The sequence below is a fragment of the Pseudomonas sp. NFIX28 genome (assembly GCF_900107395.1).
Lineage (GTDB): Bacteria > Pseudomonadota > Gammaproteobacteria > Pseudomonadales > Pseudomonadaceae > Aquipseudomonas.
In genome coordinates this window covers 50,632-69,372 of sequence record NZ_FNPW01000003.1, presented here as the reverse complement: position 1 = coordinate 69,372, position 18,741 = coordinate 50,632, and the positions used below count along the sequence as shown (strand labels likewise).

The 18,741-nt window shown below is 64.6% G+C and carries 22 protein-coding genes and 1 pseudogene; 12 read left to right on the top strand and 11 right to left on the bottom strand.

Annotated features, from left to right (window positions below):
• Positions 1-43 precede the first annotated feature (43 nt).
• The gene (cynS, locus tag BLV20_RS06625) at positions 44-514 is read right to left on the bottom strand and encodes a cyanase (RefSeq protein ID WP_092298724.1); all 471 of its coding nucleotides are present in this window, start codon (positions 512-514) and stop codon (positions 44-46) included.
• Between the two features lie 63 nt (positions 515-577).
• The gene (locus BLV20_RS06620) at positions 578-1,237 is read right to left on the bottom strand and encodes a carbonic anhydrase (protein WP_092298722.1); all 660 of its coding nucleotides are present in this window, start codon (positions 1,235-1,237) and stop codon (positions 578-580) included.
• Between the two features lie 123 nt (positions 1,238-1,360).
• Here BLV20_RS06620 and cynR point away from each other — a divergent pair, with 123 nt between their 5' ends.
• Positions 1,361-2,242, top strand: a complete 882-nt coding sequence (gene cynR, locus BLV20_RS06615) for a transcriptional regulator CynR (RefSeq protein WP_092298719.1) — start codon at positions 1,361-1,363, stop codon at positions 2,240-2,242.
• A 28-nt stretch (positions 2,243-2,270) separates the two neighbouring features.
• Here the strand turns inward: cynR and BLV20_RS06610 are convergent, their stop codons facing one another.
• Positions 2,271-3,053, bottom strand: coding sequence for a transporter substrate-binding domain-containing protein (locus BLV20_RS06610; RefSeq protein ID WP_092298716.1), 783 nt, complete (start codon positions 3,051-3,053; stop codon positions 2,271-2,273).
• Positions 3,054-3,315: 262 nt separating this feature from the next.
• On the opposite strand from BLV20_RS06610, the gene BLV20_RS06605 reads away from it, so the two are divergent.
• The 5 genes from BLV20_RS06605 (at position 3,316) to BLV20_RS06585 (ending at position 8,327) form a co-directional block, all read left to right on the top strand.
• On the top strand, positions 3,316-4,965 hold the full coding sequence (locus BLV20_RS06605; protein ID WP_092298713.1) for a phosphoethanolamine transferase: 1,650 nt from the start codon (positions 3,316-3,318) through the stop codon (positions 4,963-4,965).
• Between the two features lie 84 nt (positions 4,966-5,049).
• The gene (locus tag BLV20_RS06600) at positions 5,050-5,721 is read left to right on the top strand and encodes a class I SAM-dependent methyltransferase (RefSeq protein WP_092298710.1); all 672 of its coding nucleotides are present in this window, start codon (positions 5,050-5,052) and stop codon (positions 5,719-5,721) included.
• A gap of 123 nt (positions 5,722-5,844) precedes the next feature.
• Positions 5,845-6,978 carry a ribonuclease D gene (gene rnd, locus BLV20_RS06595; RefSeq protein WP_092298707.1) on the top strand — a complete coding sequence of 378 codons (1,134 nt, stop codon included), beginning with the start codon at positions 5,845-5,847 and terminating at the stop codon, positions 6,976-6,978.
• A complete protein-coding gene (locus BLV20_RS06590; protein ID WP_023968183.1) occupies positions 6,975-7,268 on the top strand; it encodes a YcgL domain-containing protein in 294 nt (97 codons plus the stop codon). Before rnd ends, BLV20_RS06590 begins: the two co-directional genes overlap by 4 nt.
• Positions 7,269-7,394: 126 nt before the next feature.
• On the top strand, positions 7,395-8,327 hold the full coding sequence (locus BLV20_RS06585; RefSeq protein WP_092298704.1) for a D-2-hydroxyacid dehydrogenase: 933 nt from the start codon (positions 7,395-7,397) through the stop codon (positions 8,325-8,327).
• Positions 8,328-8,459: 132 nt separating this feature from the next.
• Here the strand turns inward: BLV20_RS06585 and BLV20_RS30885 are convergent.
• Positions 8,460-8,546: pseudogene (locus BLV20_RS30885) on the bottom strand (nitroreductase family protein); the annotation flags it as partial.
• Between the two features lie 217 nt (positions 8,547-8,763).
• Positions 8,764-9,357, bottom strand: coding sequence for a nitroreductase family protein (locus BLV20_RS06580; protein ID WP_092298700.1), 594 nt, complete (start codon positions 9,355-9,357; stop codon positions 8,764-8,766).
• Positions 9,358-9,635: 278 nt separating this feature from the next.
• On the opposite strand from BLV20_RS06580, the gene BLV20_RS06575 reads away from it, so the two are divergent.
• Both BLV20_RS06575 and BLV20_RS06570 read left to right on the top strand, forming a co-directional pair.
• Positions 9,636-10,085: a YcgN family cysteine cluster protein gene (locus BLV20_RS06575; protein ID WP_007926912.1), complete on the top strand. Its 450-nt coding sequence runs from the start codon at positions 9,636-9,638 to the stop codon at positions 10,083-10,085.
• Between the two features lie 46 nt (positions 10,086-10,131).
• Positions 10,132-11,352 carry a hypothetical protein gene (locus BLV20_RS06570; RefSeq protein WP_092298697.1) on the top strand — a complete coding sequence of 407 codons (1,221 nt, stop codon included), beginning with the start codon at positions 10,132-10,134 and terminating at the stop codon, positions 11,350-11,352.
• An 80-nt stretch (positions 11,353-11,432) separates the two neighbouring features.
• On the opposite strand, the gene BLV20_RS06565 is transcribed toward BLV20_RS06570, so the two are convergent.
• The 4 genes from BLV20_RS06565 to BLV20_RS06550 all read right to left on the bottom strand — a co-directional run bounded on the left by BLV20_RS06565 (position 11,433) and on the right by BLV20_RS06550 (position 13,646).
• Positions 11,433-11,810, bottom strand: a complete 378-nt coding sequence (locus BLV20_RS06565; RefSeq protein WP_092298694.1) for a YgaP family membrane protein — start codon at positions 11,808-11,810, stop codon at positions 11,433-11,435.
• 100 nt (positions 11,811-11,910) lie between these two features.
• Positions 11,911-12,378, bottom strand: coding sequence for an RNA methyltransferase (locus BLV20_RS06560; protein ID WP_007926908.1), 468 nt, complete (start codon positions 12,376-12,378; stop codon positions 11,911-11,913).
• Positions 12,379-12,543: 165 nt separating this feature from the next.
• Positions 12,544-12,909 carry a YajD family HNH nuclease gene (locus BLV20_RS06555; protein WP_009042617.1) on the bottom strand — a complete coding sequence of 122 codons (366 nt, stop codon included), beginning with the start codon at positions 12,907-12,909 and terminating at the stop codon, positions 12,544-12,546.
• Positions 12,910-12,959: 50 nt separating this feature from the next.
• Positions 12,960-13,646: a spermidine synthase gene (locus BLV20_RS06550; RefSeq protein WP_092298691.1), complete on the bottom strand. Its 687-nt coding sequence runs from the start codon at positions 13,644-13,646 to the stop codon at positions 12,960-12,962.
• Between the two features lie 75 nt (positions 13,647-13,721).
• Here BLV20_RS06550 and BLV20_RS06545 point away from each other — a divergent pair, with 75 nt between their 5' ends.
• The gene (locus tag BLV20_RS06545; protein WP_092298688.1) at positions 13,722-14,027 is read left to right on the top strand and encodes a hypothetical protein; all 306 of its coding nucleotides are present in this window, start codon (positions 13,722-13,724) and stop codon (positions 14,025-14,027) included.
• Here the strand turns inward: BLV20_RS06545 and BLV20_RS06540 are convergent.
• Positions 14,024-14,497 carry a cyclic nucleotide-binding domain-containing protein gene (locus BLV20_RS06540; protein WP_092298685.1) on the bottom strand — a complete coding sequence of 158 codons (474 nt, stop codon included), beginning with the start codon at positions 14,495-14,497 and terminating at the stop codon, positions 14,024-14,026. The two genes, BLV20_RS06545 and BLV20_RS06540, sit on opposite strands and share 4 nt — an antisense overlap.
• 104 nt (positions 14,498-14,601) lie before the next feature.
• Positions 14,602-16,656 (bottom strand): S9 family peptidase, encoded by a 2,055-nt coding sequence (locus tag BLV20_RS06535; RefSeq protein ID WP_092298682.1) that lies wholly within the window; start codon positions 16,654-16,656, stop codon positions 14,602-14,604.
• A gap of 101 nt (positions 16,657-16,757) precedes the next feature.
• On the opposite strand from BLV20_RS06535, the gene BLV20_RS06530 reads away from it, so the two are divergent.
• Genes BLV20_RS06530 through BLV20_RS06520 form a run of 3 tightly spaced genes read left to right on the top strand, consistent with a single transcriptional unit; the run spans position 16,758 to position 18,608 of the window.
• Positions 16,758-17,252 carry an MFS transporter gene (locus BLV20_RS06530; RefSeq protein ID WP_092298679.1) on the top strand — a complete coding sequence of 165 codons (495 nt, stop codon included), beginning with the start codon at positions 16,758-16,760 and terminating at the stop codon, positions 17,250-17,252.
• Between the two features lie 25 nt (positions 17,253-17,277).
• Positions 17,278-18,054: a class II glutamine amidotransferase gene (locus tag BLV20_RS06525; RefSeq protein WP_092298676.1), complete on the top strand. Its 777-nt coding sequence runs from the start codon at positions 17,278-17,280 to the stop codon at positions 18,052-18,054.
• 11 nt (positions 18,055-18,065) lie between these two features.
• Positions 18,066-18,608, top strand: a complete 543-nt coding sequence (locus BLV20_RS06520) for a DUF2937 family protein (protein WP_092298642.1) — start codon at positions 18,066-18,068, stop codon at positions 18,606-18,608.
• Positions 18,609-18,741: the final 133 nt, after the last annotated feature.

Genomic DNA, 18,741 nt, shown 5'->3' with positions numbered 1-18,741 from the left:
CAGCGGCTACAGAAGCCCGCGACGGTGCGCGGGCATCGGCGGGTCAGAACGGTTTGGTCGGCAGGTATTTGCCGTCCAGGGTGATGACCGCGCGGGAACCGCCCTCCGGGTCTTCGACTTTCTTAATGTCGAGCTTGAAGTTGATGGCGCTGATGATGCCGTCGCCAAACTGCTCGTGGACCAGCGCCTTGAGGGTCGAACCGTAGACCTGGAGCATTTCGTAGAAGCGGTACACGGTCGGGTCGGTGGGGATGCCGCCGGCGATGCTGCCGCGCAACGGGATGCTTTGCAGCAGGCGGCTGGCGTCCTGGTCGAGGTCGAGTTTGCTGCAGACCAGGTCGGCGGCGGCGGCCGGCAAGGCGTGCTGGCCGAGCAGGGCGGCGGTGACGAACGCCAGGCTCAGGCCGGTGCCGTCGGTAAGCTGTTGCCACGACAGGTTCTTGCGCGCCTTGGCATCGATGATGGTGTCGGCCAGGGCCAGGCGTGGGGCTTGGGCGAATTGAGATTGCAGCATGTCGAGTTCCTCTTGGGTGATGTTGAAACGGCTGTTGAATGAAGGCGGGTGAAAAGGCAGTGCTCAAGCCGTGCGGCGCGGTTTGCCGACCAAGGCACAGGCTTGGGGGTGATCGGCCAGGGAAACGAAGCCCTGGCTGGGGCCGTCCAGCGCGGCAATCGCGCCGCTGGCGATGTCATACACCCAGCCGTGCAGGTTCAGCCGGCCCTGTTCCAGGGCCAGGGCGACCGCGGGATGGGTCTTCAGGTTAGCCAGCTGGGCGATCACGTTTTCCCGCACCAGGGCATCCAGGCGGTCGGCGTCCGAGGCATGGCTGCGGGCGGCATTGACCACCTTGGCCGACTCGGCATGGCGCAGCCAGTTGGCCACGGCCGGCAGGTGGTCCAGGCATTTGCAGGTGGAAATGGCGGTCATGGCGCCGCAGTCCGAATGCCCGCAGATCACGATATCGCTGACCCCGAGCACCGCCACCGCATATTCCACGGTGGCCGACACGCCGCCCGGCTCCGGCCCGTAGGAGGGCACGATATTGCCGGCGTTGCGGATCACGAACAGGTCGCCCGGTTCCTGCTGGGTCAGCAGTTCCGGCACCACCCGGCTGTCGGAGCAGGTGACGAACAGGGCGCTGGGGTTCTGGGTGGTGGCCAGTTGCTGGAACAACTCGCTGCGTTTCGGGAAGGCTTCGCGCTGGAACTTGAGAAAGCCGTCGATGATGTGCTGCATGGTGGTTCTCCTTGCATCGCTGATGGCGCAAGGATGGGAAATTTCAGCTATAGCGTCCAAGACTGGCTTGTTATGCTTTCCATAAGTACAGCCTATAGTTGGCGACCCTAGCCTGGAGCAATCATGCTGCTACGCCATATCCGTTACCTCTTGGCCGTCGCCGAGCACGGCAACTTCACCCGCGCCGCCGAAGCCTTGCACGTGTCCCAGCCGACGCTGTCGCAACAAATCAAGCAACTGGACGACAGCCTGGGCGCGCCGCTGTTCGACCGCTCGGGGCGCACGGTGCGCCTGACCGACGCCGGCGAGGCCTATGTGCGGTATGCGCGGCTGGCCCTGCAAGACCTGGAGGCCGCCAGGCGCGCCATGCATGACGTGCAGGATTTGCGGCGCGGCTCGTTGCGCCTGGCCATGACCCCGACCTTCAGCACCTACCTGGCGGGGCCGCTGCTGACCTCGTTCAACCAGCGCTATCCGGGGATCGGCCTGAGCCTTGAAGAGATGAGCCAGGACCAGCTGGAAGCCGCCCTGGCCGAAGACCGCCTGGACCTGGGCATCGCCTTTGCCGGCCAGCACCTGCCGGACATCGAGAGCCAGTGGCTGTTCGAGGAAAACCTGGGCCTGATGGTCAGCCGCGAGCAGCAGCCCGCGTTGGCGCACAACGTGACGGCGGCTGGGCTGGAGCTACAGCCGCTGGTGCTGCTCAGCGGCGATTTCGCCACCCGCCAGCATATCGACCGTTATTGCCGCGAGCAGGGCATAACGCCGCGCATCGCCATCGAAGCCAACTCCATCGGCGCGATTGTCGAAATCGTCCGTCGCGGGCAGTTGGCGACCATCCTGCCGCTGGCCATCACCCAGGAGCAGCCGGGCCTGCGGTCGGTGAACCTGCAGCCGCCCCTGGCGCCACGCAGCGTGGTGCTGCTGGGGCGCAAGGGCGCCTATCGCAGCGCCGCGTGCCAGGCTTTTCGCGAGTTGCTGACGGCTGCTTTCGCAAGCGGCTGACGGCTGCTTTTCGCGAGCAGCTGACGGCTCAGGGCGAGGGCGCCGCCAGCCACTGATCGACCACGCCGTTGTAGAAACCGGTGGCCTTGCTCAGGTGCAGCCACTGGTCGACGTAGCTTTTCCAGGCGACATCGTCGCGGGGCAGCAGGAAGGCTTTCTCGCTGTATTGCAGGTACTGCTCGGGGTTCACCGCGCACAGCCCCGGCTTGAGTTTTTGCTGGTAGCGCGCTTCGGATGCGTCGGTGATCATCACGTCGGCCTTGTTCGCCAGCAGTTGCTCGAAGATGGTCACGTTGTCGGCAAACAACGTCAGGTTGGCCTTGGGTAAATGCGCCCGGGCGAAGACTTCGTTGGTGCCTCCCGGCGGTTCGATCAGGCGCACCGAAGGCTGGTTGATCTGCTCCACGGTCTGGTAGCGCTGCTTGTCGGCGCAACGCACCAGCGGGATCTTCCCGTCGACGCCCAGGGTGTTGCTGAAGAAGGCTTTCTTCTGCCGCTCCAGGGACACGGAAATACCGCCCACGGCGATGTCGCACTGGTTCGCCAGGAAGTCCGGCATCAGGGTTTTCCAGGTGGTTTTCACCCACTTCACCTCCACCCCCAGGCTTTGCGCCAAAGACTGCGCCATCGAGATGTCGATGCCTTCGTAGGCACCGTCCGGGCGCAGGTAGGTGTAGGGCTTGTAGTCGCCGGTGGTGCAGACGTTCAGGTGTCCGCGTTCGATGACCTGGTCCAGGTGCGAGGCGCTTGCTGCGGCAAATGCCGGGGCGCTGAGGGTCAGCAGCGAACAGAGCAGAAGGCGTGCTTTCATGCGGTCGATCCTTGATGACAAAAGGGAAGAGGCCGAGGGCGGCTCATTATTTGCGCCTGCCCGCAACGGGGCAAGGCACATCGTTTAGCGCGCGTTGCGCGAGGCTTGTGCGGGAAAGTTTTGGCAAAAGGCCATGCCAACTATTTGTTGGCTTCTTTTTCACGAAACCTTGATGGTCGGCTACCTAGAGTTTGTGCTGTCGTGGGCAGTCATTAATAAACGGCCTGACGACGCACTTCTCTCAAGGAACACGCCAACCGCCATGCTGAATATCAGACCCCTGCGTCCCGAGTGGGTGACGCTGATTGCCTGCGCCTTTTTATTGCTTGGCTGCAACTTCGTGCTCTGGCAGCACCTGTTTGGCATTACCGCTTCGGACAGCCGCGGCATCGCCTTGCGCGTGGCCTTTGGGGTGATGATCTTCTGTGCCTTCAACCTCATCCTGACCTGGCTGGCGTTTCGCCGGGTGCTGAAGCCGGCGCTGGTCCTGTTGTTTATGGTCAGTGCCGGCGTGGCTTATTTCATGAACCAGTACGGCGTGCTGATCGATGCCGGAATGTTTCGCAACTTTGCCGAAACCAATGTGACGGAAGTGCGTGGCTTACTCTCGCCGAAGTTGCTGGTTTATATCTTGTTGCTGGGCGTGTTGCCTTCCTGGTTGTTATGGAAGACCCCGATCAATTATCGGCGCTGGCACCGTGAGTTATTAAGCAAGTTGCTGGTTTCCGGCATGTGCGCGGCGGCCATTGGCGGGGTCGCGCTGGCCAACTATCAAGGCCTGGCCTCGCTGTTTCGCAATCACCATGAGTTGCGCCTGATGCTGGTGCCGAGCAACTACGTGGGCGCCTCCATCGGTTACTTGCGTGAGCAAGTGGTTTCGGCGCGCCAGCCCTTCGTCAGGATCGGCGAGGACGCCCGGCGCAATGCGACCTGGCAGGGGCATGCGCGTAAATCGCTGACGGTGCTGGTGGTCGGCGAAAGTGCCCGGGCCGAGAACTTTGGCGTGCTGGGCTACGAGCGCGACACCACACCGAAGCTCAGCCAGGAAAGCGGCCTGATCGCCTTCACCGACGTGTCGTCCTGCGGCACCGAGACGGCGGTCTCGGTGCCCTGCATGTTCTCCAACATGGGGCGCAAGAACTACGACGCCAGCAAGGCGAAGAACGAGGAAGGGCTGCTGGACGTGCTCAAGCGCGCCGGGCTCGAGGTGATCTGGCGGGACAACCAGTCCGGCTGCAAGGGCACCTGCGACCGGGTGACCCTCGACGACGTCAGCAATCTCAAGGACCCGGCGCTGTGCGCCAACAGCGAATGCCGCGACGAGATCCTGCTCCAGGGCCTGCAGCACTTCATCGACACCCTGGACAAGGACACCGTGCTGGTCCTGCACCAGATGGGCAGCCACGGGCCGGAATACTTCAAGCGCTACCCCAGGGAATACGAGCGCTTCACCCCGGTGTGCCGCAGCAACGCCCTGGACAATTGCAGCCGCCAGAGCATCGTCAACGGCTACGACAACACGCTGCTCTACACCGACCACGTGCTGGCGACCCTGATCGACTTGCTGCGCGACAATCAGGACAAGGTCGATACCGCCATGCTCTACCTGTCGGACCACGGCGAGTCGCTGGGCGAATACAACCTGTTCCTGCATGGCACGCCCTACATGCTCGCGCCGCCGCAGCAAAAGCAGGTGGCGATGCTGGCCTGGTTCTCGGACAGCTACCAGAAGGCCTTCTCGGTGGACACCCATTGCCTGCAACTGAGCCGGGAAAAACCGCTGAGCCAGGACAACCTGTTCCACTCGATGCTGGGTTTGCTGGAGGTCGACAGCCAGGTCTATCAGCGCGACCTGGATCTGTTCGCCGGTTGCCGGGGCAGCGTGGTCGACGCGGTGCTGGCGCGGCAATGACGCCTGGAACCGCGTTCGACCTTTTTTTCACGATCGGGCCTGTAACCTGTTTTTCATCCAGGACTTACCAGAGCCAGCAGATCCATGCCCGTGCACCCGTCATCTCCCATCGAGCTTGAGTTCGCCAGGCGCTACGACCAGGCGCACGCGCGCGTCTGCGGCGACGAGCGTCCGCCGGGGCTGGGGCGGCGCCTGGCGTTATGGCGTGACGAGCGCCTGGTGCGCCGTGCGCTGAAAGTGGCGGGCGAGCCGGGCCTGATTCTCGACCTGGCCTGTGGCGCGGGGCGCTTCTGGCCGGTGCTGGGCGAGCACGGCAACCGGGTGATCCTGGCGGCGGACTCGTCCCAGGACATGCTCAACCACGCCCAGACCCACCATCCGGCGAGCCTGCTCAGGCGGGTCAAGACCTTCCACAGTTCGTCGTTCAGCATCGGCTTGTCGGCCAATGCGGTGGACTGCATCGCCTGCCTGCAACTGTTCCCCCATGTCGCCAGCAGCGAGGCGCGCCGGGCCTTGCTGGGCGAATTTCACCGGGTCAGCCGCGACTCGGTAATCCTCGCGGTACGCATCGCCAGTCGCTTCAAGGCGCTGCAGCAACGACTGCGGGGGCGCCGCACGTGCGCGGCGTGGGCGCAGGCCAGCAGGGCGCGGGTCGAGGCCGAGTTCAAGGGCGCGGGTTTCGACGTGCTCAGCCACCAGGACTTCATTCCCGGTTGTGCCGCCTGGCGGGTCTATGTACTGCGCAAACGCAGCTAGCCGACGGGGTTCGCACCATTCTTGCGGCCCCGGTAGCGATTTCGCGCAGGCACTTGTCGAGTGAATGCTCAGAAATCTCCGAGGGCGATATATACTGCGCGCCATTCTTCAAGGGAGAGCCGTGTGGGCATCGATATTCACTGGATTCGCGACAACGATAGCCTCGGTCAATTCTGCACCGAGTGGCAGAAGCTGCCATTCGTCGCCCTCGATACCGAATTCATGCGGGTCGACACCTTCTATCCAATCGCAGGCCTGTTGCAGGTCGGCGATGGCCAGCGCGCTTACCTCATCGACCCCTTGACCATCGACAACTGGCAGCCGCTGGCGGCCTTGCTGGAGAACAGCGCGGTGGTCAAGGTGGTGCATGCCTGCAGCGAGGACCTTGAGGTCCTGCTACGCCTGACCGGCAGCCTGCCGGCGCCGCTGTTCGACACGCAACTGGCCGCCGCCTACCTGAACCTGGGTTTCTCCATGGGCTATTCGCGGTTGGTCCAGGAAGTGCTGGGCATCGAATTGCCCAAGGGCGAAACCCGCTCCGACTGGCTGCAGCGGCCGTTGTCGGAAACCCAGATCAGCTACGCCGCCGAAGACGCCGTGCACCTGGCCGAGGTCTACACCCAGCTGCGGCCGAAGCTGTCCGATGACAAATACAACTGGGTGCTGGAAGACGGCGCCGAGCTGGTGGCCAACCTGCGCCGCGAAGTCGACCCCTACGAGGTCTACCGCGACGCCAAACTGGCCTGGAAGCTGTCCCGCGCGCAGCTGGCGGTACTGCGCGAACTCTGCGCCTGGCGCGAGCGCGAGGCGCGGGCGCGGGATCTGCCGCGCAACCGGATCGTGCGCGAGCATTCGCTGTGGCCATTGGCCAAGAGCCAGCCGGACAGCCTCGGCGCCCTGGCGAAAATCGAAGACATGCACCCGCGCACCGTGCGCCAGGACGGCGAGTTCCTGCTGGACCTGATCAAGCGTGCCGCCAGCGTCAGCCCCGACCAGTGGCCGCCGGCAGTCCCCGAGCCGCTGCCGATGGAAGCCTCGACCCTGCTCAAGCGCCTGCGCGCCGTGGGCCAGGCCGAAGCCGAGCGCCTGGGCATCGCCCCGGAACTGATGCTGCGCAAGAAAACCCTGGAAAGCCTGCTCAAGAGCGGCTTCCCCAACGGACCCTACCAATTGCCCGATTCGCTGCGTGGCTGGCGCCGCGAATTGATGGGCCAGGCGCTGCTCGACAGCCTGGCCACCGCCGGAGAACAGCCATGAAACGTATCTGCTCGATCTACAAAAGCCCGCGCAAGAACGAGATGTACCTCTACGTGCTCAAGAGCGATGCCCTGGAGCGCGTGCCGGAAAACCTGCTGCTGGCGTTCGGCAAGCCGCAGCACGCCTTCGACCTGGTGCTGAGCCCGGAGCGCAAGCTGTCGCGCGAGGACATCCACCAGGTGCTGGAGAACCTCGACAAGCAGGGTTACCACCTGCAGATGCCGCCGGCCGAGGACGAGTACATTGAGCACTTGCCCGAAGAACTGCTGCGCCGTAATGATCCGGTCTGACGGACACCTGTAGATGCCCTGTCCGGGGCATCGTTGAAAATGGAACTGAGTCTATTGGCGGCGGCCGCGATCGATGGAGCGATACTCCATCGGCGGTCGCCTGCACCGCTTTGTAAGGTTTGAACCATGCGCGTTCTGATTGCCGAACACGATCACGCTATTTATGCCCGTTTGTTGCGTCAGCTGGCACCTGACCTGGAAGTGCTCACCAGTGGCGATTCCGCCGAGCTGTCCAAGCTGGCCGCGGACTGCCCGGTCTGGCTCGGCCAGCCGGACCTGCTGGCCACCCTGTTGCGCCAGGGCCACCAGCCGCAGTGGCTGCAATCGACCTGGGCCGGTATCACGCCGTTGCTCGCCGACGGCCTGCCACGGCATTACCGGCTGACCCGCGCCGTGGGGATCTTCGGCCAGGTCATGGCCGAATACGTGCTCACCTACATGCTCGGCCACGAGCGCGAAGTGCTGGCGCGCCTGGTCAGCCAGGTCGAGCGCAAGTGGGATAACCGCACCGGCCAGAGCCTGGCCGGGCGCAAGGTGCTGATCGTCGGCGCCGGCGATATCGGCCAGAGCGTGGCGCAGTTCCTGCTGCCATTCGGCGTCGAGCTGTACGGCATCGCCAGCGAAGCCCGGGAGCAGGCGCCGTTTATCGAAGTGGCGGGCTTGTCGGAGCTGGGGCGCCTGGTGGGCGAGGTCGATTATGTGGTCAACCTGCTGCCCAACACGCCGCACACCCATGACCTGTATGACGCGGCGCTGTTCAAGCGCTTCAAGCCGACCGGCCTGTTCATCAACACCGGCCGCGGTGTCGCGGTGGTCGATGCGGACCTGGTGGAAGCATTGAAGGAAGGCCATCTGGCGGGCGCGGTGATCGACGTCTGCCGCCAGGAGCCGCTGCCGCAGCGCCATCCATTCTGGACCGCCTGGGGCCTGCTGCTGACTGGCCACAGCTCGGCGCCGACCTCGCCGACGCTGATGGCGCAGCTGTTCATCGACAACTTGCGGGCCTATCAAGCCAATGAGGCGTTGCGTGGCGAAGTGGATTTCGCGCGGGGTTATTGAGGGGAAACACAGACTCTGTAGCCGCTGCCGCAGGCTGCGATAAGTCCGAAGGACTTCAGCGATCTCAAGATCCTGCGCCCACGTTGTGGGCGATCGCAGCCTGCGGCAGCGGCTACAGGGATTGCAGCAGGCTTACAGGCTGAAATCGCCTTCGGCCACGGTCTCGCTCAATGGCCGACGCGGGCTTGGTTCTTCGCGGGCCTGTAGGTATTCGGCTAGGACTTCAGCTGTTCATCGACAACTTGCGGGCCTATCAAGCTAATGAGGCGTTGCGTGGCGAAGTGGATTTCTCTCGGGGTTACTGAGGGAAACACAGACTCTGTAGCCGCTGCCGCAGGCTGCGATAAGTCCGAAGGACTTCAGCGATCTCAAGATACTGCGCCCACGTTGTGGGCGATCGCAGCCTGCGGCAGCGGCTACAGGGATTGCAGCGGGCTTACAGGCTGAAGTCGCCTTCGGCCACGGTCTCGCTCAATGGCCGACGCGGGCTCGGCTCTTCGCGGGCTTGCAGGTATTCGGCCAGGCTCGCCTTGTCGCCCAGTTTGCCGACGGCCACGGCGGCATGCAGGGCATAACCCTGCGGAATCTTCAGCTCCTTGCGCGTCAGCTCCTGGTCGAACCCGGCCATGCCGTGGGTGTGCCAGCCGCTGATGCTGGCCTGCAACGCCAGGTGGCCCCAGGCCGAACCGGTGTCGAAGGTGTGCCACAGGGCCGGGGTTTCTTCGCTGGCGCCAGGCGCGGTGAAGGTGGTTTTCGAGATCACGATCACCAGCGCCGAGGCGTGCTGCGCCCAGCCACGGTTGAATTCGTTGAGCAGGCCGAGGAAACGTTCCCAGTTCGGCGTGTCGCGGCGCGCATACAGGAAGCGCCACGGCTGCGAGTTATAGGCCGACGGCGCCCAGCGGGCGGCTTCGAAGAAGCTCAGCAGGGTTTCCTCGGGGATGGCTTCGCCGGTGAAGGCGCGTGGCGACCAGCGCTCGATGAATTGCGGGTGGATGGCGTACTCGGCAACGCGGGGGTTGGCGCTCATGAAAGAGACTCCTGGCTACGTTTGAGAAAAAATGGGGTAAACCGGCGAGCGCAGTTGGACTGGGCGGTGGGGTTTTCCTGATCCTTGGCGAATCACCGGGTGCGACGCGGTCGAGCGTTAATGGCATGCGGACGGGGGGCTGTCCGAGTGGCAAAGCTACTGCGCGGGCATGCGGCCTGACAAGTAGTGCGTTACCGACAGTCGCCAGCGCTTGGCCCGCGGGACCTTGGGCACTAGACTGGCGGCCTTTTCCCTGTCCGATACCGATTACCTGAGCCATGGCCGCCAAAGTTGAACCCTTCTGGATCCGCAAAACCCTCGAACAACTCGATCAGGAGGAATGGGAGTCGTTGTGCGACGGTTGTGGCCTGTGCTGCCTGCAGAAGCTCGAGGATGAAGAAGACAACAGCGTCTATTACACCCGCATCGCCTGCAAACTGCTGGACCTGAAGACCTGCCAGTGCAGCGACTACGCCAACCGTCGCGCCTCGGTGCCGGACTGTATCCAGCTCACCCCGGGCAAGGCCGACGAGTTCAAGTGGCTGCCGCCGACCTGCGGCTATCGCCTGGTCAGCGAGGGCAAGGACCTGCCGCTCTGGCACCATCTGGTGTGCGGTGACCGCGACGCGGTGCACCACGAGCGTATTTCCCAGTCCGGGCGCATGCTCGCCGAAGGCAGCGTGGCCGAGGAAGACTGGGAAGATCATCTGATTTTCCGCGCCGGCTGAGGTTACGCCGCGCGCGCGTTCAAGGTTTGTTCACGAAGGAGTGTGTATGGCTGTGGGGGCAAGGCTGGCGCTGGCCGGCTGGTTGCTGGTGCTCAGTGCGCCGGGGTGGGCGGCAAGAAAAGTCGATCTGGATTACCACGTGCGCCTGTTGCCGCAGAGCGATCAAGCGCAAGTGCGCCTGACCCTGGCCGACGGCGCGGCGGTGCGCAGCCTGGATTTCGACCTGGGCCAGCCAGGCGATTACAGCGACTTCAAGGCCGATGGCCAATGGCAGCCCGCGGCACAGCGCGGCGTATGGCGCCCGGCCAGCGGCAAGGCCAGCCTGAGCTATCGGGTGCGGATCAGCCACAGCCTGAGAAAAGACAGTTTCGACAGCCGCATGACACCCAACTGGGCCTTGTTGCGCGGCGATGCGCTGGTGCCGCCGGCGAAGCTCGACCAGCAGGACGGCGTCGAACTGGTGGCACGCCTGGAATTCGAGTTGCCCGCCGGCTGGAAAAGCGTGGAAACCGCCTGGCCGCGAATCGGCAAGAACCGTTTTCGTATCGATAACCCCGCCCGTCTGTTCGACCGGCCTACCGGCTGGATGCTGGCCGGTGCCCTGGGCAGCCGCCGCACCCGGCTGGGGGAAACCGAAGTCACGGTGGCCTCGCCGCAAGGGCAGGGCATGCGGCGCATGGATGTGCTGACGCTGCTGACCTTTGTCTGGCCGCAGATCCAGGCGACCTTTCCCCGCCATCCAGACAAATTGCTGATTGTCGGCGCGGCCGACCCGATGTGGCGCGGCAGCCTGGCCGGGCACGATTCGCTGTACCTGCACAGCCGCCTGCCGCTGGTCAGCGAGAGCGGCACCAGCCCGCTGCTGCGCGAGGCGATCCAGGTCTTTGCGCGGATCAACGACAGCGAGCGCAGCGACTGGATCGGCGAGGGGCTGGCGGAGTATTACGCCATTGAATTGATGCGTCGCGCCGGCGGCATGAGCGATGAGCGTTATCAAACCCTGGAGGCCCGCCTGGCCAAGAGCGGCCAGGGCGTCGACAGCCTGCGCGGCGAGCAGGTGGACGCGCCGGTGGTGGCCAGGGCCGTGCTGCTATTGCAGGAACTGGACCGGGAAATCCGCCTCAAGACCCGCAACAAGCGTTCGCTGGATGACGTGACCCGGTCGGTGATGCGCCTGGAAAGCGTCAGCACCGACGAGTTCGTGAAGCTCAGCGAGAGCGTGCTGGGCGGGGCGTCGAAGGTGCTCGATAGCGATTTGTTGCGCTGAGCGCTATGCGCTCAATCGCCAGCAAGGCTGTTGCGGCAGCAATGGCGTTCGTTCTTCGACGCGGCTTTCGCGGCCGCCGGTCAAACCCCGGCCTTGGGCGATTGCACTGAATCGTTGCCGGTCACGGTCGCGGTACGGGTCGCCGCCTCGGCATTGGCCTTGAGCGTCTTGAGCTCCGCGCCGGCACGCTCGATCTTCGCCCGTACGTTCTGCATATCCTGGCGGCTCTTCTCCAGCAGGCTTTTCGCCGAACTGTGGCCGGTGATGCCCCGGGCCAGGGCGACTCCGCCGATGGCGACCTGAATCAGGCCGAACACACCGCCACGGCGCAGGCCCTTGCCGACCATGACCACGCCGCCGGCCAGCGAGCCGATGCGCTCCCAGCCTTGCACGTTCTGGTCTGGCTGGCTCTGTAGGGGAGTGGTTTCGATGGGGTCCAGTTGTTTGCTGTCGCTCATGATCTGTCTCCTGGGGTGATGGATATAAAGCTGACTGCGCGGGTGCGTCGCTTGTTCCATCGAATCGTCGACGAGCCAGGAAAAGCGCTCGGCGCAGTGCTCAAAACTTGGGGCCGGAGCGGGTGTTGTTGCCCTTGGCCAGGCGGTCGTAGAGCACCACGTTGACGGTGGCGGCGAGGTTCATGCAACCGGTGGTCGGGATGTAGACCACGTCTTCGCACCAGTCGCGGATGTCCTTGTCCAGGGAGCCGTCTTCCGGGCCGAAGATGTACAGCGCGCGGTCCGGGTGGGTGTATTCCGGCAGCGAACGGGCGCCTTCCACCAGTTCCACCGCCACCGGCACGCAGCCCAGGGGCAGGATTTTCTTCAGGTCGTCGATGCCGATCAGCGGGATGTCCTGGTGGACCTTCTTGGTGTCGGTGACGAAGTCGCGGGCCCGTTCATAGCGCTTGCCGGTGTAGAACACCGACGCGACGCCATAGCAGCCGGCGGCGCGCATCACCGAACCGACGTTCTCCGGCGACTTGGGGTTATACAAACCAATGCAGCTGTACCTTTTGTTTGCCACGAGCGGGGTGCCTTCGAGAAAAACCGCGATTATACGGGGATTGTCGGCCGGCGGTTGGATCCGGCAAATGCATCGCGGGCAAGCGGCACATCTGCAGGATCAGTGTCTGCCGGTGCGCCGCTTGCCCGCGAGAGGCCGGTCCAGTTGGACCGGGGAGGGCGAAGGTTACTCTTCGTCTTTCTTCATCAACCCCGCCAGCGCGGCGAAGGGGTTGTGGGTGGCCTTGGCGACTTTCGGCGTGCTCAGGGAACCCTCGCCGAAATACTGCTGGTCGGTGTAGCGCGAGTGTTCGTTGTCGTGGCAGTACAGGCACAGCAGTTCCCAGTTGGAACCGTCCTGCGGGTTGTTGTCGTGATTGTGGTCGCGGTGGTGCACGGTCAGCTCGCTCAAGCGCTTGCCGGAGAACTCGCGGGCGCAGCGCCCGCAAACGTGCGGATACATCTTCAGGGCCTTGTCGCGGTAGCCCATCTCGCGGTCGCGCTGGGCGTCGGCGAGGATGCGGTCGAGCTTGGAAGTGTTGGTCGAACTCATGGGTTCACCTTTATGCAAAGACTAATGACGGTAATGAGCCTGAGTTTAGCTCAGGCCTTGAGCTTCTCGGCAATCCAGATGGTGTGGCGGGTGCCCTTGTTGCCATGGGCGAAGACCTGCACTTCCTCGGCCTTGAAGCCGGCCTTGCGCAGCTTGTCGGAATACTGCCTGTCGGCGCTCGCCGACCACACCGCCAGCACGCCCTTGGGCCGCAGGGCCCTGGCACAGGCCGCCAGCCCGGCGGAGGAATAGAGCCAGCTGTTGGCCTTTTGGGTCAGGCCTTCGGGGCCGTTGTCGACGTCGAGCATGATCGCGTCGAACCCCTGGGGTTCGGCCTGCAGGACCTTGGCCACGTCTTCCATGCGGATCGTCGTGCGCGGGTCGAGCAACGGCCGGCCGGACTTCTCTCCCAGCGGTCCGCGGTTCCATTCGACCACCCCCGGCACCAGCTCGGCGACCACCACTTCGGCGCTCTTGCCCAGGTGCTTGAGGGCCGAGGCGAGGGTGAAGCCCATGCCCAGGCCGCCGATCAGTACCCGCGAGTGGGGGCGTCCGGCGACCTTGCGGCAGGGGATTTCCGCCAGGGCGTCTTCGGAGCCGTGCATGCGGGTGTTCATCAGTTGCCCGCCGTCGCCGCCCTGGATCTTGATGACAAAATCCTCGCCGTATTCGAACAGGCACAAGGCACCGCCATTTTCGGGAATCGGGGTGGTGTCCAGCAGAACGAAACGTTTCATGAAGGTCTCAATGAGAAAGGCAAACCGCCCCGGTTGGGAGTAGCCTGAGGGCTGACAATAGCGAGGGAGCCATTGATGAAGCGCACTATTCTAACGGTCATTGCCCGCACAGCGCTCTTGCTAAGTGCGGCGCTGGCGATGACCGCCGTGCACGCCCAGGAGCTGCAGGCCGTGCCCGTGACACCGATGCCTGCCGCCGGCTCGCCCGGCACCGCGACCCCAACCCCGTATCCGCAGATCACGCCGCCCAGCACACCCAAGGCCGCGGCCCATGGCGGCGCGCCATTGCTGCCGCCGATCGACCGGCCCAAGCCGCCGAAAGACCAGCCTTTGCCAGGGCTGGAGCACAACGAGACGAAAACCAGGGCCCCGGGTGGCTAGACCTGTTGCGAAAGCAACTGCCCGTCGGCCATGCGCAGGCGCTTGGACAGTGAGATGGCGAGGGCGCGGATAATCTTGGCGGCGATCTTCGGCGCCTCGTTGAGCATTTTCTCCAGCGAGTCCTTGCCCAGGTTGAGCAGCCGGCAATCGCTGGCGGCCACGCAACTGGCCGAGCGCCGCTCGCCGTCGAGCACCGCCATCTCGCCGAAGGCCCGGCCGCTGCGCAGGGTGGCGATGGTCACGCGCACCCCTTCGCTGTTGGTCTTCTGCACCGCCACCTGGCCGGAATGGATGATGCACATGAAGCTGCCGGCATCGCCCTCGCGGAAGATTTCCTGGCCCTGGGCGATGCTGCTGATGCTGAAGTAGCCGGCGGCGGCATTGAAGTCGGCCGGCAAGAGCTGATCGAACAATCCGCAGTCCATCAGCCAGTCGCGAATTTCATTGTTCAACAAGGTAGGTTCTGGCATGTCGTCACGGTCTTTTTCTTGTGTCTGTGGCAGTCCCGGGCAGGTGCGGTATGGCCTGGGACCGGCGGCGCTGTCCTTAAGACAGGAGCGCCGGCCGGAGTTCCTCAGGCAATGCCCAGAATCTTGAAAACAAATGCATATTCGAGCGCTACGTCACGCAATCCCTGGTAACGCCCGCTCATGCCGCCATGGCCGGCGCCCAGCTCGGTCTTGAGCAGCAGCAAGTTGTCGTCGGTCTTGGTGGCGCGCAGGCGGGCCACCCACTTGGCCGCTTCCCAGTACTGCACGCGGCTGTCGTTATAGCCGGCGATCACCAGGGTCGCCGGATAGGCCTTGGCCTCGACATTCTCGTAGGGCGCATAGGCCTTGATCCGTGCATACACCTCCGGCTCCTGTGGGTTGCCCCATTCGTCGTATTCGGTGACGGTCAGCGGCAGGTCGGGGTCGAGCATGGTGTTGAGCACATCGACGAACGGCACCTCGGCGATCGCCGCCTTGAACAGCTCTGGACGCTGGTTGAGCACCGCGCCGATCAGCAGGCCGCCGGCGCTGCCGCCGCTGATGGCCAGTTGCTCGGAAGTGGTCAGGCCCTCGGCGATCAGGTGTTCGGCGCAGGCGATAAAGTCGCTGAAGGTGTTCTGCTTGTGTTCCTGCTTGCCGGCGCGGTACCAGGCTTCGCCCAGCTCGCCGCCACCGCGAACGTGGGCGATGGCGAAGGCCACGCCGCGCTCCAGCAGGCTCAGGCGCGCATGGGAAAACCACGGGTCGAGGCTTTCGCCGTAGGCGCCGTAGCCATACAGGTACAGCGGCGCCGGCCGGCCCAGGGCTGCACGCTTGATCACCAGGCTGATCGGCACCTGGGTGCCGTCGGCCGCGGTCGCCCACAGGCGCTGGCTGACATAGGCATCCGGGTCGAATACGCCGAGCACCGGGGTTTCCTTGAGCACTTTCTGTTCGCCGCCGGCCAGATCCAGCTGGCGGATCTGCGCCGGGCGGTTCAGCGCTTCGTAGCGCAGGCGGATGCGCTGGCTGACGAACTCCAGGCTGTTCTGCACATGCAGGCTGTAGGCCGCATCCGGCAGTTGCACGCGGTAAGCCGGCAGGCCCTCGGGGTGCACCTCGATGATCGGCAGGCCGCCTTCGCGCAGGCTCAGGGTCATGGCCGAGGCGTTCAGGCTCAGGCCTTCGAGCATCACGCTGGCGCTGTGCGGGATCAGGTTCTGCCAGTCGGCTGCGCTTGGCGGCGTGCCCAGGTCCGGCGCCTGGTAGAGGGCGAAGTTGATGCCGTCGCGGTTGCTGCGGATAAACCAGGTCCACTGGCCATCGAGCAGGCCGTGGTCGACGTCGTATTCATGGTGCTCGACCCGTGGCGCCAGGCAGGTGAAGGCTTGCTGCGGCTGCGCCGCGTCGAGTACCCAGACCTCGCTGGTGGTCTTGCTGCCCAGCGACAGCAGCAGCTGTTTCTCGGAGCTCGAGCGGTAGCAATGGAGGAAAAAGCGCCCGTCCGGCTCATGGAACACTTCTTCGGCGGCGGTGCCGTCCAGGCGATAGCGCAGTAGCTTGTGCGGGCGGTGGGTGTCGTCCAGCTCGGCGAAGAACAGGGTCAGGCTGTCGTTGGCCCAGGTCATGCTGCCGTCGCAATCGACGAACTCCAGTTCGCTGATCTTGCCGCTGGACAGCTCCTTGACGAACAGCGTGTAGACCTCTTCGCCGCTGGTATCGAGGCTGTAGGCCAGGCGCTGGTGGTCGGGGCTGATGCTGAAGGCGCCGAGGGAAAAGAAACCGCCCTTGGCCAGCTCGTTGGGGTCCAGCAGCAGCTGTTCCTGGCTTTCGTCGACGCTCAGGCTGTCGTCGGCCGGGCGCGGGCAGCGGTAGTGCCGGGCATATTCGTCGCCGGCGGTGGTGCGCGTGTAATACAGGTACGGGCCCCAGGGCGAGGGCAGGGACAGGTCGGTCTCGAGGATCCGGCCCTTGATTTCCTGGAACAGGGTTTCACGCAGCGCCGCCTGGTCGGCGAGGGCGGCCTCTTGATAACTGTTCTCGGCCTTCAGGTAATCGAGCACGGCATCGGTGTCGCGCTCCTGGAGCCAGGCGTACGGGTCCGGGCCTTCGGCCTTGCGGGCGATCGGGGCGCTGGTGACGGGGGCGGATACGGGCATGAAGGGCTCTCGGGGCGGTGACAATTAAGGGCGCGGCAGACAGCGGTGCAGCCGGGCATGCGAAAAGCCGTTATCATAAGCGCCTCTTTGCCTGCCTTGCCATGGACACCATGACCGAGAACGACTATCTGATCGCTTGGGGGCTCTACGCCTTCGCCGCCCTGGGCTGCCTGCTGGTGTGGATGCGCCTGACCCGCTGGATGTGGCGCTGGCTGCGCGAGCCGCTGCGGATTCTGGTGGCGGTGCTGCTGTTCAGCCCGACCGTCGTCGACCCGGCCAAGGAAATGTTCGCCCCGGCCGTGGCCATCACCGCCCTGGACATGCTGTTCAAGGTCGGCAACAACGCCTGGCGCGCGGTCTCCGACCTGTTCATGTATGGCGTGATCGCCTTCGGCATCTACCTGGTGTTCGTCCTGATCCGCTGGCCGATCGAGCGTGCCGCCCAGGCCCGCAAGGAGCAGGCCGAAGCCGCCAGGGCCGCGGCCCGCGCCGAAGAGCCGGACGACCAGCCCTTCGGCGGTGCCGGCGACGATCGTTATGGCCGCCCACCCGTGCCCAGCAACCCCCAGCGTTCGCGGATCGAACCGCGCCTGTAACACGCATTGAAGCGAGAGTCCGAGCATGTGTGAGTTATTGGGCATGAGCGCCAATGTACCGACCGATATCGTGTTCAGCTTTACCGGGCTGATGCAGCGCGGCGGGCGCACCGGTCCGCATCGCGACGGCTGGGGCATCGCTTTCTACGAGGGCCGTGGCCTGCGCCTGTTCCAGGACCCGGCGGCGAGCAGCGAGTCGGAAGTGGCCAACCTGGTGCAGCGGTACCCGATCAAGAGCGAAGTGGTGATCGGCCACATTCGCCAGGCCAACGTCGGCAAGGTCTGCCTGTCCAATACCCATCCGTTCGTGCGTGAGCTATGGGGGCGCAACTGGTGTTTCGCCCACAACGGCCAGCTGGCGGACCTGCAAGCCGTCGCCAGCTTCTACCGGCCGGTGGGCGATACCGACAGCGAGGCGGCTTTCTGCGACCTGCTCAACCGGGTGCGCGAAGCCTTTCCCGAACCCGTGGACGTCGAGCAATTGTTGCCGTCGTTGGTGGCCGCCTGCGCCGAATACCGCAGCAAGGGCGTGTTCAACTGCCTGCTCAGCGACGGCGACTGGCTGTTCTGCTATTGCTCGACCAAACTGGCGCAGATCACCCGTCGCGCGCCCTTTGGCCCGGCCCGCCTGAAGGACGTCGATGTGATCGTCGACTTCCAGGCCGAAACCACGCCCAACGACGTGGTGACGGTGATCGCCACCGAACCCTTGACCGAAAACGAAACCTGGACCCGCTACGAGCCGGGCCAATGGAGCCTGTGGCGGCGCGGTGAATGCGTCATGCACGGCCAGACCGAATAAGGACATCCCCTATGTTGCTCAGTTATCTGCGGCTGGTGTTGTTTGCGGCCGGCCTGTTGGTCGGCGTGCAAGTGCCGGGTTTCATCAGCGATTACGCCAAGCGGGTCGAGGCTCACCTGATCGAGGCCCAGGCCGGCCTGCAAGGCTTCCAGGGCACCGCCAACCAGTTCTTCAAGGGCGATTTGCAGGCGCTGGTCGCCCACTACCGGGCCAGCGACGACCCGGTGTTCCGCAGCGACGCCGATAGCCTGGGCAACCTGCTCGATCGCCAGCGCGCGCTGGACAAGCAGTTCCAGGCCATGCAGGGCCCGTGGTACATCCGCCTGCTGCAAGTGGTGCTGGCCGCCGACCCGGATATCCGCAAGGAAACCTGGAACGGCTACAGCTACCAGATCCTGCTGACCCCGCAAGCGATGATCTGGGCGATGAGCGGCGCCTTGCTGCTGTCGTTCGGGCTGGAATGCCTGTATCGCCTGATCGACTGGGTGGTGCTCGGCGGCAAGCGCCTGCGCCAGAGCCGGCCCATTGAAGAGCGCGACCTGAAGGGCTTGTGACCGTAGCCGCAGCCGCAGGCTGCGATCGACGGCGTAGCCGTCGTACACCAGCCGACGCGTTTTTCCAGTCAGATTGCGGATGCAGGTTGTGCGGCAACTGCGTTGCCGTTCGCAGCCTCGCAGGCTCGGCAGC